Below are 13,963 nucleotides of genomic sequence, written 5' to 3'. Positions count from 1 at the left end.
GTAGGCAGAGTACCAATCGTACTTTGTCGGTAATACTTAAAAGCCCTTTCCTCTTCAAAGCTGAATTTATTTATACCGATAAATTGAAAAACTATGGCTATCTTATCAGTTAGGAAATACTCCATACCCGTTTTTCATTCCACCAACCATATCGAGCTGTACAATCTTACACTTCTCACTCACCTAAAACGGCTAAACCGGAAAACGATTTGTTACAGCCGTAGTTTATCAATGCTAACAGCTATCATAAGGATTTATCTGTGGGTATAGCCATGTTCCGTAATCATCACACTGCAACTACAATACCCAATCCGTGTTTGTATTATTTGTCTGGAATGAGATGGGACAAGGCAGGGGTGTTCTTTATCCTTTGAATCTCTGAATCAACCAGCGAGAGTATTTCTTGCTTTATCTTACGATAATTGGCTTCGATGGTTTCTTTGAGATTGTCTGAGCCATCTTCATTTTTGAATTCCACTATCATAGGGATGGGCTGGTATGCTTTCATTTCAGCCGACACCTTGGCACTATCCACAACAATCTCCGCGTGAAAAATCTTTTGGTCGATACGTTCATCAAAGTTGTCGGACACTGCACCCACAAACATACCCTGTGTAAGGTTACTGATTTTCGATGCAGGGATAAGGCTGTCCATCTGTGTGGAGATAGAGGTGGATTTGTCGTTTCGGTTGATGGTCATAGATTGTCGCTGCTGAAGTACCTTGCCGAAACGCTCGGAAAGAGTTTTGGCTGTTTCTCCAACCACCTGCCCTGAGAACACATTACCCACCGTATTCTGGATTACCTTGCTCTCCTTGTCGCCATAGTCACGGGTAAGCTGCGAAAAGTCCTGAAAACCCAAGCACACTGCCACTTTATTGCTTCGTGCTGTGGCTATGAGATTATCCAATCCACGGAAGTAAATCGTTGGCAACTCGTCGATAATTACCGAGCTTTTAAGTTGCTTCTTCTTGTTGATGAGCTTTACGATACGGCTATTGTAAAGTCCGAGTGCTGCCGAATAGATATTCTGCCGGTCGGGATTATTGCCCACAACAAGTACTTTCGGCTCGTTGGGATTGTTGATGTCAAGCGAGAAATCATCACCTGTCATCACCCAATAGAGAGCCGGAGAAATCATTCTTGAAAGCGGTATCTTGGCACTGGCAATCTGTCCCTGCAACTGGTCTTGCGCCCCTCCTTCCCACGCATCCATGAAGGGAGAAAGGTAGTTGGCAAGTTCATCGTAGGAGGTGAGTATGGGGAAAATCTGTGCGTAGGGGCGATTCAGAAACTCAATAGCGTGTGGAAATGTGCAATACTTCCCGTTTTCATAGATTTTCAGAAACCAAATGATGGCAGCCAGCAAGATAATCGGTGACTCGACGAAGAAATCTCCCTGCTTCTGTATCCACGAGCGGTTGAGGTTAAGCATGATGGTGTAGGCACTCTCGTAGGCATCCGATATATCCGTCATAAAGGCAGGATTGATGGGGTTGCAACGATGCGACTTGCGTGGGTCGTCGAAGTTTATCACATAGAACTGCGGCTTTACTTTGTAGGCGTCCAAATGATGAAGCAAGTGATTGTAGGCTATCTCCGACAAGTCGGGGAACTTGTAGTCATAGATATACATCGCAAAGCCTTTTTCTATCTGCTGCTTGATATAGTTGTTCACGATAGCGTATGATTTTCCCGAACCGGGAGTGCCTAACACCATTGAGGCACGAAACGGATTGACCACGTTAATCCAGCCTTTGTTCCACCTTTTCTTATAATAGAAGCGTGTAGGAAGATTGACCGAGTATTCATTTTCCATCAGCCTTGTTTCCTGCATAAAGCTCTCGTTCTCGGTATTGAACACATCGTCCATCAAGTTGTTTTTGAGCAGTCGGCTCATCCACACACCTGCCATCAGCAGACAGACATAGCCCACAGACAGCGTGAAGATATAGAGCGAAGCAGCACCCACCTTACCAATGGGCAATGCCAACAACCACCAATTCAGAAAGAAGAACACGAACCCGGCGAAAAGCACTGTCCAAATCTTTGGCCATGTGATTTTCTCCTCCTTCACGCCTTTTGTGCCTAAACACGATAAAGCGAGGAATACCACACAAAAGAGTTTCGTCCATAGGATGGATGAAAACAATCCTGTGGTACGCTGGAAATTCATCAGTATCTTATCAATGATTCCAAGCGTAAAACCCCAGACATGAAAAGCCTCGTAGCAGAACCAATAACAGTTAACGAGGAGGAAAATCACCGATATACCCCGCATAAAGTCCATGACCTTACCTAATGCCCTTAAATCATCTTCTTGTGCCATAATGCTGTGTTTTTAGCCTCCCCCAACCCCTCCGAAGGGAGGGGAGTTGTAAAGATCTTGTTTGTTGAATGAGTTTATTTAATGTTTTCTTCGTCTAAGTTTTACCTTACTTTGTCTTCGGAGCTTACGCTGCCATGCTGCTTCCTTCCAATCATCGTTGCCCGAAGAAGAGAAAGATTCTCCCACCATATCGTCGATAAGTTCATCGACAAGATTGTCGCTTTCCTGCTCATCAGACTGTATTGTCTGCATCTGCTGCTGTAAGGTGGTATCAATCTTTCCATAAAGCGATTCATCCAAGAATGGATTGTGTGCTGGATTAGATAGATATGCGTTGAATACATTGGCAGCATATCCTTTACCCAATCGGGAACCATTGAGCGCAATGCCTTCTTTGTCATCAATGAACGTAATACCATAGATGCGTCCATTATCATTCTTTCGGATTACCACTCGCAAGCCTTGTTCCTCCAATCTTTGTCGGAGTATTCCCTCCGTGTGGGGAGAAGTACGCATTACTTCTAATACCTTTCTTCTGATGGTTGGTATCAATGGCTTAACTATCTGCTTCGATTTCAGCATCTTGTTCTGAACGGCAGCATAGCCCACACCTCTACCAATGTCCGAGGCGTGAATGGGCGTGCTCACCTTATTGCCCTTGTCATCGGTAGGCACATAGACCAGTCCGTCATATCGCTTTCCTCGATACTCCGTTTTAACCTCCTCTACCGCAAGGTTGTATTTATGCAGAACGGCATTTAGTTCACCTAAGGAGCAGAATGTATAATGCTTCATCGCAGAACGAACAGTATTTGCCACTTGTTCCTTGATATTTCCTTGCGTAGTATCGACCTTTGGCGTTTCTGTTGTTGTTCTATCACTGACCTTTGAATTTGGAATGAGGTTATATTTCTTTTCCAGAGCATCAGTAATCTTTTTGCTTCGCCTGCCCTCATACCTGTCATTGATTTTTCTGCCTTGGCTATCCACCCGAAGCGAAACGATGTGGATATGCTCACGGGCAATGTCATTATGCTTAAAGACGATGTAGGGTTGCTTGCCATAGCCGAGTTCCTCCATATACTCCTTCGCAATCTGTGTGAGCCTTTCATCAGACAGCTTCTCGTCTGGGTGCGGATTGAGGGAGCAGTGAAAGACCGTTTTCTTTGTTCTGCATTGCTCAGGTATTGCCTTTTGCATATCGGCAAGTACCTTATCCATTTGAAAAGTGCCATCGAAGCCTTTCCGAAGTTCGTTCACGCAGAGAACTGCCGCTTCGTCGTGCTGCACCTTTTTGAAGTTATATCCCAATGCTCCTCCAAGGTTCTCGGTAGAAGAAATCTTTGCAATCATATTCCTTTATCGACTATCAAATTGTTCCGTCAGTTGGATGGCTTTCTGTTGTAGCGTGATGATTTGACCAGAGATTTTTTCCAATTTTTCAAGTAAAATCTGTGCAGTTTTCACGCTGTGATAAGAGTTTATTGCGCGTACTGTTTGGTTGTAGAGTACGCCTATCCGATGATTTTCGGCAATCAATTCCGAGAGTTTACGATAATAGTCCACAGCGGATTTATCCACTGTTATCACCTTGAACTTCCCTCCAAGAATACATCCACGCACAAAATCAGACTTCGATTTTGCACCGGATTTATGGAAAAGTTCAATGACTTTTTGCTGGTCTTTGGGATTGGGAAGGCGGGTATCCCATCTATCCCATCGTTCAATCTTTCCATTCATTGTTTTTATCCTTATCTAATTACGACTTTGGAGTAATTCTCTCCCCTTCGGGGCAAGGGTCTTTGTCGGCAGAAACGGAGTTTGTCGGACAAAGACACACCTTGCCAATATCAAGAAATGATACGATTGAAGTATCCACCCTTGTGGGGTGTCTGCTTCGGGATTTTACCTCCATGTATTATTCTCGCCTGCAAAGTTACGGCGAGTTTTCAAATATCTCATTATCAGTGGTATTCACTCTTTTTCCTCGCATTTCCCTGCACTTCATCGGTGGTTGAAAGTTAGGATAAAACCTTGTTATTTTGCAACCGAATTCAGTGAAAAGTCAACTTAAAATTCATTTGAATGAAGAGTGCAAGAAGATAGTTTCAACCTCTGTGATTCTTATCCGAATGAAATTCAGGATATAGTCAATTTTAATCCTTTGAGCTGAGTCAATTTTAATCTAAGTCAAAATTCGACTTTTGAGTCGGGTCAAGAATAAGGTTTCAACTTTGGACGTAATCAGACTTATCAGTCAAGTTAAAAAATAATTTATAACACAACTAACGACCATTCAAGATTATGAAAAAGAAAAACGAAACACCCATCTATCTGGGCTTCGCCTCACAGAAGGGCGGAGTGGGCAAAAGCAGCCTTGCGGAAATCTTGGCGGCTATCTTATACTACGAAAAGAATATCCCTCTTGCCGTCGTGGACTGCGATGGCACACAGGAATCGTTCTTCAAGCTACGCGAACGGGACAGAGACCTTATCGAGTCCTCCCCCGAACTGGGCAAGGAACTTCACGAGCGTCTGGCTTGCTATGGCAAAAAGTCATACCCAATCATCCGAAGTAAACCGGAGAGTGCCGTCGGTGATATTGAGAAATATATTAAAAAGAAAGCATCCCCTCCGCAACTCGTTATTTTTGACTTTCCCGGTCATGCTGTTACAAGTGCCTTGATGGACTTGTCCATTACGATGGACTACATTATCTCTCCGATAGAAGCCGACCCTCAGTCGCTGGCATCGAGTTTCGCCTATGCCAAAACCATCTGTGAGTTGGGGATTGGCTTTGAAGGTTCACGTATTCAGGACTTCTTCCTGCTTTGGAACAAGATCAATCGCAGTGCGAGTACCACGGTCATTGATTTGTTCACTGAAAACGCAAAAGAACAAGGACTGACCATCCTTGATTCACGTATCTACCATTCTGTTAGGATTAGTCGAGAACTGGCACAGGGAGGAACAAGAGGCGTGTTCCGATGCTCTTACCTTCCTCCTGCAATTTCCCTCCGTCCGCAGACGGGAGTGGATGAATGGGTGGCGGAAGTCATGCGGAAAATCAAACTGTAAACGGAGGATAGTGTATGAGTTCATTAAAGGAACAACGAGAACAGCTGCTTCAGAAAAAAATGAAGGAGATGGCGGATATTGGTGTCAAGAAACGCACGGCAGAAAACACTCCTGATTTTGATGAGCCTATCGACTTGGACGAAGAGATCATTTCGGAAGCCCCAGTCTCTGGGGGTGTGGAAAAAGAGGAAAAGACCAACGAGGTTTCTACCGAATTGATTGCTCTATCTCCTAAACGCAAGAAAGCAGGCAAAGGTATAACTACTCCTTCCATGCCAATGGACTTTGCAGAATACGAGCAGCGTTTTCTCACAAGTGTGCGCAACGGGCGCAACAAGTCAGGTTTCAGCATTCACACCGAAATCCTGCAAATTCTGCGTGATGTGTTGAGCGACCTTCGCTCGGAGGCTTCCATTACAGGATATATAGAAAACATTCTTCTTGACCACCTGAAGACCTATCAGGATATGTTGAACCACACCGCCTCACAGCGCAGGCGCAATAAAACCATAAACTTATGATGATGGAATTACTTATGAATATCTTGTTGCTGCTTGGAATTGTATGGATGCTTTTGGGCATCGCATACCTTTGGAGAATATTCCGACACACAGCACCACAACCGGCAGAAAAAGCCAAAAAGCGACCTGCCGTAACAAATGAGCAGATAGCACAAGCTCGCCATGTTCTGGTGGGCAGAAGTAAACCCTTCGTTTCCCCGTCTGTCCCCGAAGTTCCCGCCGTTTCCCCGTCTGAAAATTCAGCCGATAATCCCGATACCTTTGCAGCGCAAAATGTACGCAAAGAAGATGAAACGGAGTCGCCAATCCCACCTCAATCGCCATCGGAGCATACCGACGAACGGGAGAAGGACAATGAAATGCAGGTCGCCTACACAATGGACGAACCTGACGAGGATTCCATTTTAAAGGAAGACCTGCTGATTGCCGATGAAGCCATGCCCGAAGTTTCACCGACTTCAATCCTCTCACGGGACATCGCCCGTGTCAGTGGCTGGCACAAGAATGACGATGCGCTTCAGACAGAAAATGAGGAAACCATCCATGAGACCCTTCAAGCCATACGAGGCACGGAGTTGATGGAACACCTCAAAGAGAGCACGCTCAAGCAAGAACACGACCATCAACGACTTCTTGCCGCCATTCGCAAAGCTGAGGAGGCGGAACAGCAGGAAAAAGAAACAGCATCCTCTTCCGAGTCCGAAGCGGACGAAAGAGGAGACGACAAAGAAAACACGGCGGACGACAGACCGCTGTCCTATTATCTGTAAAAATGGTTTCTTGATTTTCATATTTCGGAGGAATGCAGGGGTGGCTCAAAAGTAAAATAATCAGCCAATATCTATCATACGATAAAACCGAGCCACCCCTGACACCTCCACAAGAAGACAATTCGTTTAACAACTTAAAATAAACAGCAAAATGAACAACAAAAAAATCACAATGATGCTGCTCCTGACGGCACTGACCACCGCAGCAGCGTACGCACAGGGAAACGGTATGGCAGGTATCAACGAAGCCACAAAAATGGTAACCTCCTACTTCGACCCGGGTACAAAACTCATCTATGCCATCGGTGCCGTAGTGGGTCTTATCGGAGGAATAAAAGTATACAACAAGTTCTCAAGTGGCGACCCCGATACGAGCAAGACAGCCGCTTCTTGGTTCGGTGCGTGTATCTTCCTGATTGTGGCTGCCACCATCTTACGTTCCTTCTTCCTGTAAACGATGGCACAGTGGGAAATCAATAAAGGTGTAGGTCGGACGGTAGAGTTCAAGGGTTTGAAGGCGCAATATCTCTTCCTATTTGCGGGAGGACTGTTGGCGGTCTTCTTTCTCGTGGTGGTGCTCTATCTCTGCGGCATTGACCAGTTGGTCTGCCTTGGTCTTGGCTTAGTGGGTGCAACACTCGTTGTGTGGCAAACGTTCGCCATGAACCGCAAGTACGGCAGATACGGACTGATGAAGCAGGGAGCCATTAAGATGCACCCTCGCTACCTATTGAACCGCCGTACCGTCTTTCACCTGATTCGTAACCTCAAACCAAAACGCAAGGCATAATGAGAAACAACAGTAAAATCACGACCTTGGAAGCGAAGTTCCCGCTACTCTCCATCGAGCAGGGTTGTATGGTGAGCAAGGATGCCGACATCTCGGTGGCTTTCCGTGTGGAGCTGCCCGAACTCTTCACCGTCACCTCCGCCGAATATGAGGCGATGCACTCCGCATGGCACAAGGCAATCAAGGTGCTGCCCAACTATACCATCGTGCATAAGCAGGACTGGTTTATCAAAGAATGCTATCAGCCCAAATCCACAGAGATAGGACTGAGCTTCCTGTCCCGTGCGTCTGAGCGACATTTCAACGAGCGACCCTACCTGCACCATTCGGTCTATCTCTTCCTGACAAAGACCAACAAGCAGCGTATGCAGCGACAGAGCAACTTCTCGTCGCTCTGCCGTGGACACTTACTTCCCAAGGAGATTACCGACAAGGAGGAAGTGATCAAGTTTATGGAAGCGGTGGACCAGTTCGAGCGTATCATCAACGACACGGAGCAAATCCAGCTCAGCCGTATGACGGAGGAGGGTTTGGTGGGTACAGCTGAGAAAAGCGGACTCTTAGACCGCTACTTCTCCCTTTCTGAAGAGGGACACGCCTCTTTGGAAGACATACGATTAGGAGCAGACCTTGTGCGTGTGGGGGACAACCGCCTTTGCCTGCATACGCTGTCAGATACGGACGACCTGCCCACAAGTGTTTCCACCGACACACGCTATGAACGACTATCGACCGACCGCAGCGACTGCCGACTTTCCTTTGCCGCTCCCGTAGGTTTGATGCTGCCCTGCAACCATATCTATAATCAGTACATCTTCATCGAGGATAGCGACGATAACCTGCAAAGGTTTGAGAAGCAGGCACGCAACATGCACTCGCTTGCAAGATACAGCAGAAGCAATCAGATTAACGAAGAGTGGATACAAGAGTATCTCAACGTCGCCCACTCACAGGGCTTGACCTCCATTCGTGCCCACTTCAACGTGCTGGCATGGAGCGATGACAAGGAAGAACTCCGTAACATCAAGAACGATGTGGGCAGCGCGTTGGCACTGATGGAGTGCAAGCCACGCCACAACACCGTTGATACGGCTACCCTCTATTGGGCGGGTATTCCCGGCAATGCCGCCGACTTTCCAAGTGAGGAGAGTTTCTATACCTTTATCGAGCCGGCTCTCTGTTTCTTCACGGCAGAGACCAACTACAAGGACTCGCTCTCTCCCTTCGGCATCAAAATGGCTGACCGACTTTCGGGCAAGCCAATCCACTTGGACATTTCCGACCTGCCGATGAAGAAAGGTATCATTACCAACCGCAACAAGTTCATTCTCGGTCCTTCAGGTAGTGGCAAGTCTTTCTTTACCAACCACATGGTACGCCAGTATTACGAGCAAGGGGCGCACGTGCTTTTGGTCGATACGGGTAACAGCTATCAAGGCTTGTGCGAGCTTATCCACCGCAAGACCAAGGGCGAGGACGGTGTTTATTTCACCTATACCGATGAGCATCCTATCTCTTTTAATCCTTTCTTCACCGATGATTACTTCTTTGACGTGGAGAAAAGAGAAAGTATCTGCACCTTATTGCTTACGCTTTGGAAGAGTGCCGATGAACATATTACCAAGACAGAAGCAGGCGAACTTGGTTCTGCCGTCAACACCTACATCGAACTTATCAGGACGGATCACACCATCGTTCCCTGCTTCAACACCTTCTATGAGTATCTTCGTGATGTGTATCGGGAGGATATGGAGCATCGGGACATTAAGGTAACGCTCTCTGACTTCAATATCAATAACCTCCTAACGACACTCAAGCAGTATTATAAAGGTGGCAGGTATGACTTCCTGCTGAACTCGGACAAGAACATCGACCTGCTCTCGAAACGTTTCATCGTCTTTGAAATCGACCAAGTGAAGGACAACAAGGATTTGTTTCCTGTCGTAACGATTATCATCATGGAAGCTTTCATTAACAAGATGCGCCGATTAAAAGGCATCCGCAAGATGATTCTCATCGAGGAAGCATGGAAGGCGATTGCATCCGCTAATATGGCAGACTATATAAAATATTTATATAAGACGGTCAGAAAGTATTTCGGGGAAGCCATCGTCGTGACACAGGAGGTGGACGACATCATTCAGTCGCCCATTGTCAAAGAGAGTATCATCAACAACTCCGACTGCAAAATCCTGCTTGACCAGCGCAAGTACATGACCAAGTTTGACGGCATACAAGCCATGCTCGGACTCTCCGAAAAGGAGAAGAGTCAGATACTTTCCATCAACCAGAACAACGATACCAACCGACTATATAAAGAGGTGTGGATAGGTTTAGGCGGTATGCAGAGTGCCGTCTATGCCACGGAGGTGAGCATGGAGGAATACCTTACCTATACCACCGAGGAGACGGAAAAGGTGGAGGTGATGCAACGTGCGGAACAGCTGGGTGGCGACATCGAAACGGCTATCAGGCAGTTGGCAAGTGAAAAACGGGAGAAAAGAAAGTAATTTTTCAACAACTTAAATATGACAACAACAATGAAAAAACAAGTTTTTATGCTACTTACCGCTTTGACTTTATTCTGCGGTGGTCAGGCACACGCACAATGGGTAGTAACCGACCCGGGCAACTTTGCGGGTAACATCGCCAATTCCGTCAAGGAAATAGCCACCGCCTCGAAGACGGTGAAGAACACCTTGGACGGATTCAAGGAGGTGGAGAAACTCTACAACGACACGAAGAAGTATTACGACGATTTGCGTAAGATCAAGAACTTAATCGGTGATGCCTATAAAGTAAAAGAATGTATCCTGATGGTGGGCGACATCTCGGAGATCTACGTTACCTCGTACAAGAAGATGCTCTCAGACAAGAATTTTCGTCCTTCGGAACTTGCTGCAATGGCTTCCGGCTATACCAAGTTATTGGAATTGAGCGGCGAGAGCCTGAAAGAACTCAAATCGGTTGCCAAAAGCAATGTGTTCTCGATGAACGACCACGAACGTATGCAGCAGATAGACCATATCTATACCACGCTACGTGAATATCGTTCGCTGGTATCTTACTACACCCGTAAGAACATATCGGTGAGTTTCGTGCGTGCCAGAGAGAAGGGAGAACTGAGCGAGGTAAAATCCCTCTACGGTAATATGGCAAGCCGCTATTGGTAATCAAGTAAGGAAAGGACAAACTTATGGATTTTGCCAGTTTACACGATTTGCTCCGCTCGACCTATGACGAGATGATGCCGCTTTGTTCGGATATGACAGGTGTGGCAAAGGGGATTGCGGGCTTGGGCGCGCTCTTCTATATCGCACTGAGGGTATGGGCTTCGCTTGCCCGTGCCGAGGCAATCGACGTGTTTCCGCTCCTACGTCCCTTTGTGATTGGTTTTTGCATTATGTTTTTCCCTACGATAGTGCTTGGCACAATGAATGGCGTACTCTCCCCAATCGTCAAGGGTACGGAAATGATGGTGGACAAGCAGGAGGGGACACTTGCCAAACTTATAGCACAAAGGGATAAGTTGCAGGAGGAAGCCTATCTGCGCAACCCCGAAACGGCATTTTTGGTATCGAATGAAGCCTTTGACCAAAAGATAGAAGAGATGGGCATCGTCGGTCCGGAGGATGCCATAACCATTGCGGGAATGTATGCGGAACGCTCTGCCTACCAAATGAAACAATGGATTTTGAAGTGTGTTCACGATATTATGGAGATACTCTTCCACGCTGCGGGATTGATTATTGACACGCTGCGCACTTTCATTCTGATTGTGCTCTCCATTCTTGGACCCGTCGTATTCGGCATTGCCGTATGGGACGGACTTTCGGGGTCGATGACGGCTTGGTTTTCTCGCTATATATCGGTGTATCTATGGCTACCGGTGAGCAGCATCTTGACCGCCCTTCTGACAAAGATACAAGTGCTGATGGTGCAGAAAGATATTGAAACCCTTAGCGATCCGAATTTCCTCCCCGATGCGGGCAGTTGGTATCACATCGTCTTCTTCCTCATCGGTATCGTGGGCTACTTCTGTGTTCCAACGGTCGCTGGCTGGATTATCGAAGCGGGTGGCGGCATCGGCTCATACGGTCGCAACGTCAATCAGACGGCTCAACGTGGAGCGCAGGGCGCATACACCGGAGGCAAGTATTTGGCAGGTGGAGCCAGAGCCGTTGCAGGCAATGCCATCGGACGTATCAAGGGTGCATTACTCAAAGGTAAATAACAAAAAACGAAAAAAACAATGGAATTCAAATCACTCACCAATATAGAGACCTCATTCCGTCAGATCAGGCTCTATGCCTTTGTCTTTGCCATCGTATGCGTGGCGGTCAGCGGCTATGCCGTCTATGCCTCGTATGGCTTTGCCAAAGAGCAAAGAGAGAAAATCTATGTGCTTGACCAAGGAAAATCCTTGATGCTCGCACTGAGTCAGGATGCTAGCAAGAACCGCCCTGTGGAAGCGAGGGAACACGTCCGCCGTTTCCATGAACTGTTCTTCACCATCGCGCCCGATAAGGATGCCATCGAGAAGAACATGGAGCGTGCCTTTCTGCTCTGCGACAAGTCGGCGTTCAACTATTACAAGGACTTGGCGGAAAAGGGCTATTACAACCGTGCCATTTCGGGCAATGTCAATCAGCGTATTGAGGTGGACTCCATCCGCTGCAATTTCGAGGTGTACCCCTACGAGGTAACGACCTACGCCCGTCAGTTCATCGTGCGACCGAGCAACATCACGGAGCGTAACCTGATAACGACCTGCACCTTGCAGAACTCTGTCCGCTCGGACAACAATCCGCAGGGCTTCCTCATGGAGCAGTTTATGGTGCGACAGAATCAAGACCTCCAAACCTATAAACGATAGCACGATGAAAAGGACAAGGGGATTTTCATTCGCACGGTACTATCTGAGGGCGCACTTGTGGCTCCGCCATCATTGCGACAGGCTCACGGCAAGGCAGCGCAAGCTGATTGTGTTCGGATTAAGTTTTGTCTATCTCGTCTGTTCCTTAGTGATGATAGCGCAGTTTTTCCTGCCGCACGATAAGGAGGAAAGACTACCTATCCCCAAGGGAAAAATAATAGACAGCGACATCCATACAGATAGCGTATTTATACGACTTTATCAACAATATTCAACTAACAGTAATGAAAATGGATAATAAACAGAAAGAACAACTGAAAAAAGGACTGGTATTCGGTGGGCTGGGACTGCTTTTCGCCCTCTCGATGTGGTTCATCTTTGCCCCGTCGGACAAGGACAAGAGTGCGGCGCAGCAGGGACTGAACGACAGCATACCGCAGGCGACCACCGAACAGTTGACGGGAAACAAACTCAAAGCCTACGAATTGGGCGACAAGAGCCGCCATGACGAACAGACACGCGAGGAGATGGGCAGGCTTTCGGATTACTTTGATAGTAATACCGCCCCCTCGGAAAGCGAGCGTGCGGAAGCAGCCGCTTCGACGGCAAAGATTGAAAGTTCGATGCACCGCTATGAGGAGAACAACCGCCTGCTGAACTCTTTTTATGCGCCCGACCCCAATGAGCAGGAGCGTGAGGCACTGCGCTCGGAGTTGGATAATCTCAAAAAGGAGTTGGCAGCGAAGAACGAGAATGAGGATGCGGAGGAGAAGCGACAGCTCGCACTTATGGAAAAGAGTTACCAAATGGCGGCAAAGTATCTGCCACAGTCTTCTTCAACTACCACTGCTGCCAATGCTTTTACACCCGCAAAGGAAAAAGGTGCTTTGAAAACATCGGCAACAAAACAAGTATCGGTAGCCGGTTCTCTTCCTGCAATGGAGGTATTGGCAGAACGTAAGCAGGTGGTGTCTTCGCTCGACCAGCCGATGACAGATGCCGACTTTGTTCAGCAATACGGCACGAAGCCACGCAATATGGGCTTTCATTCGCTCACGAGTGCGGTTGCTGCCGTGTCCCGCAACACGCTCAGCGTGGTGGTGGACAGGACAGCGACACTCAAGGAGGGCGATAATGTGGCGTTGCGCATGCTCGAAACTGCCCAAGTGCAGGGCTTGCGTATTCCACGACAAAGCCGACTCATAGCCATTGCCAAGATTGAAGGCAACCGTATGCACCTGCTCATTAAGAGTATTGAGGTGGACGGGCATATCATAGCCGTCAAGCTCTCGGCTTACGACACGGACGGACAGGAGGGGGTGTATATACCAGGCTCGGAGGACATCAATGCGCTTAAGGAAGTTGGGGCGAACATCGGCGGTTCAATGGGAACATCCTTTACCTTCGCTTCCTCTGCCAAAGACCAAATTATCTCCGAGACTGCCCGTGGGGTGATGCAAGGTGCAAGTCAGCTGCTTCAGAAGAAACTGCGCACTATCAAGGTAACGCTCAAAGGGGGCTATCGCCTTTTCTTGGTTCAGTCCAAATAAAACAATCAAAAATTACAAGTAAAAAAATAACATCAAATCAACAGCAACA

Annotated in this window: 16 protein-coding genes; 13 read left to right on the top strand and 3 right to left on the bottom strand. The window is 47.4% G+C overall.

The genetic code is table 11. The features are described 5' to 3' along the window. The first annotated feature begins 93 nt into the window (after window positions 1-93). Window positions 94-270, top strand: a complete 177-nt coding sequence (locus DYI03_RS13960; protein WP_080547849.1) for an IS1 family transposase — start codon at window positions 94-96, stop codon at window positions 268-270. Between the two features lie 52 nt (window positions 271-322). Here the strand turns inward: DYI03_RS13960 and mobC are convergent, their stop codons facing one another. From mobC to DYI03_RS10640, 3 genes are all read right to left on the bottom strand, one after another. After that, on the bottom strand, window positions 323-2,329 hold the full coding sequence (gene mobC / locus DYI03_RS10650) for a conjugal transfer protein MobC (RefSeq protein ID WP_025064688.1): 2,007 nt from the start codon (window positions 2,327-2,329) through the stop codon (window positions 323-325). Between the two features lie 78 nt (window positions 2,330-2,407). After that, entirely contained in the window at window positions 2,408-3,682 is a 1,275-nt protein-coding gene (gene mobB / locus DYI03_RS10645; protein ID WP_021668797.1) for a conjugal transfer protein MobB, read from the bottom strand. A gap of 6 nt (window positions 3,683-3,688) precedes the next feature. Next, a complete protein-coding gene (locus DYI03_RS10640) occupies window positions 3,689-4,069 on the bottom strand; it encodes a plasmid mobilization protein (RefSeq protein ID WP_021668798.1) in 381 nt (126 codons plus the stop codon). Window positions 4,070-4,131: 62 nt separating this feature from the next. Between DYI03_RS10640 and DYI03_RS13475 the strand changes: the two genes are divergently transcribed. The 12 genes from DYI03_RS13475 to traM all read left to right on the top strand — a co-directional run bounded on the left by DYI03_RS13475 (window position 4,132) and on the right by traM (window position 13,914). After that, entirely contained in the window at window positions 4,132-4,347 is a 216-nt protein-coding gene (locus DYI03_RS13475) for a hypothetical protein (protein ID WP_159105339.1), read from the top strand. 286 nt (window positions 4,348-4,633) lie between these two features. Beyond that, on the top strand, window positions 4,634-5,407 hold the full coding sequence (locus DYI03_RS10635; RefSeq protein WP_115367965.1) for a ParA family protein: 774 nt from the start codon (window positions 4,634-4,636) through the stop codon (window positions 5,405-5,407). Window positions 5,408-5,421: 14 nt separating this feature from the next. After that, the gene (locus tag DYI03_RS10630; RefSeq protein WP_021668235.1) at window positions 5,422-5,928 is read left to right on the top strand and encodes a DUF3408 domain-containing protein; all 507 of its coding nucleotides are present in this window, start codon (window positions 5,422-5,424) and stop codon (window positions 5,926-5,928) included. Then, window positions 5,928-6,698: a hypothetical protein gene (locus DYI03_RS10625; protein ID WP_025064687.1), complete on the top strand. Its 771-nt coding sequence runs from the start codon at window positions 5,928-5,930 to the stop codon at window positions 6,696-6,698. The genes DYI03_RS10630 and DYI03_RS10625 overlap by 1 nt, the downstream gene beginning before the upstream one ends. A gap of 151 nt (window positions 6,699-6,849) precedes the next feature. Then, entirely contained in the window at window positions 6,850-7,152 is a 303-nt protein-coding gene (locus DYI03_RS10620) for a DUF4134 domain-containing protein (protein ID WP_008448479.1), read from the top strand. 3 nt (window positions 7,153-7,155) lie between these two features. Further along, window positions 7,156-7,488 carry a DUF4133 domain-containing protein gene (locus tag DYI03_RS10615; RefSeq protein ID WP_025064686.1) on the top strand — a complete coding sequence of 111 codons (333 nt, stop codon included), beginning with the start codon at window positions 7,156-7,158 and terminating at the stop codon, window positions 7,486-7,488. After that, window positions 7,488-9,998 (top strand): TraG family conjugative transposon ATPase, encoded by a 2,511-nt coding sequence (locus DYI03_RS10610; RefSeq protein ID WP_025064685.1) that lies wholly within the window; start codon window positions 7,488-7,490, stop codon window positions 9,996-9,998. The genes DYI03_RS10615 and DYI03_RS10610 overlap by 1 nt, the downstream gene beginning before the upstream one ends. Before the next feature lie 30 nt (window positions 9,999-10,028). Continuing rightward, complete coding sequence (locus DYI03_RS10605; protein ID WP_025064684.1) at window positions 10,029-10,661, top strand: DUF4141 domain-containing protein; 633 nt, start codon at window positions 10,029-10,031, stop codon at window positions 10,659-10,661. 23 nt (window positions 10,662-10,684) lie between these two features. Beyond that, window positions 10,685-11,722 carry a conjugative transposon protein TraJ gene (gene traJ / locus DYI03_RS10600; protein WP_021668275.1) on the top strand — a complete coding sequence of 346 codons (1,038 nt, stop codon included), beginning with the start codon at window positions 10,685-10,687 and terminating at the stop codon, window positions 11,720-11,722. A gap of 18 nt (window positions 11,723-11,740) precedes the next feature. After that, entirely contained in the window at window positions 11,741-12,364 is a 624-nt protein-coding gene (gene traK, locus DYI03_RS10595) for a conjugative transposon protein TraK (RefSeq protein WP_004360055.1), read from the top strand. A gap of 4 nt (window positions 12,365-12,368) precedes the next feature. Continuing rightward, the gene (locus DYI03_RS10590; protein WP_026302408.1) at window positions 12,369-12,662 is read left to right on the top strand and encodes a hypothetical protein; all 294 of its coding nucleotides are present in this window, start codon (window positions 12,369-12,371) and stop codon (window positions 12,660-12,662) included. Next, the gene (traM, locus tag DYI03_RS10585; protein ID WP_115367992.1) at window positions 12,655-13,914 is read left to right on the top strand and encodes a conjugative transposon protein TraM; all 1,260 of its coding nucleotides are present in this window, start codon (window positions 12,655-12,657) and stop codon (window positions 13,912-13,914) included. The genes DYI03_RS10590 and traM overlap by 8 nt, the downstream gene beginning before the upstream one ends. Window positions 13,915-13,963 lie beyond the last annotated feature (49 nt).

It is taken from the genome of Prevotella disiens, from assembly GCF_900454955.1.
Lineage (GTDB): Bacteria > Bacteroidota > Bacteroidia > Bacteroidales > Bacteroidaceae > Prevotella > Prevotella disiens.
This window is presented reverse-complemented; position numbering and strand designations above follow the sequence as displayed.

Excerpts from the sequence above, each read along its gene's own strand:
- DYI03_RS10635 (WP_115367965.1), top strand. The coding sequence starts at position 4,634 with ATGAAAAAGAAAAACGAAACACCCATCTATCTGGGCTTCGCCTCACAG.
- DYI03_RS10620 (WP_008448479.1), top strand. The coding sequence starts at position 6,850 with ATGAACAACAAAAAAATCACAATGATGCTGCTCCTGACGGCACTGACC.
- traK (WP_004360055.1), top strand. The coding sequence starts at position 11,741 with ATGGAATTCAAATCACTCACCAATATAGAGACCTCATTCCGTCAGATC.
- traJ (WP_021668275.1), top strand. The coding sequence starts at position 10,685 with ATGGATTTTGCCAGTTTACACGATTTGCTCCGCTCGACCTATGACGAG.
- traM (WP_115367992.1), top strand. The coding sequence starts at position 12,655 with ATGGATAATAAACAGAAAGAACAACTGAAAAAAGGACTGGTATTCGGT.
- DYI03_RS10615 (WP_025064686.1), top strand. The coding sequence starts at position 7,156 with ATGGCACAGTGGGAAATCAATAAAGGTGTAGGTCGGACGGTAGAGTTC.
- DYI03_RS10610 (WP_025064685.1), top strand. The coding sequence starts at position 7,488 with ATGAGAAACAACAGTAAAATCACGACCTTGGAAGCGAAGTTCCCGCTA.
- DYI03_RS10630 (WP_021668235.1), top strand. The coding sequence starts at position 5,422 with ATGAGTTCATTAAAGGAACAACGAGAACAGCTGCTTCAGAAAAAAATG.
- DYI03_RS10640 (WP_021668798.1), bottom strand. The coding sequence starts at position 4,069 with ATGAATGGAAAGATTGAACGATGGGATAGATGGGATACCCGCCTTCCC.
- DYI03_RS10605 (WP_025064684.1), top strand. The coding sequence starts at position 10,029 with ATGAAAAAACAAGTTTTTATGCTACTTACCGCTTTGACTTTATTCTGC.
- DYI03_RS10625 (WP_025064687.1), top strand. The coding sequence starts at position 5,928 with ATGATGGAATTACTTATGAATATCTTGTTGCTGCTTGGAATTGTATGG.
- DYI03_RS13960 (WP_080547849.1), top strand. The coding sequence starts at position 94 with ATGGCTATCTTATCAGTTAGGAAATACTCCATACCCGTTTTTCATTCC.
- DYI03_RS10590 (WP_026302408.1), top strand. The coding sequence starts at position 12,369 with ATGAAAAGGACAAGGGGATTTTCATTCGCACGGTACTATCTGAGGGCG.
- mobC (WP_025064688.1), bottom strand. The coding sequence starts at position 2,329 with ATGGCACAAGAAGATGATTTAAGGGCATTAGGTAAGGTCATGGACTTT.
- mobB (WP_021668797.1), bottom strand. The coding sequence starts at position 3,682 with ATGATTGCAAAGATTTCTTCTACCGAGAACCTTGGAGGAGCATTGGGA.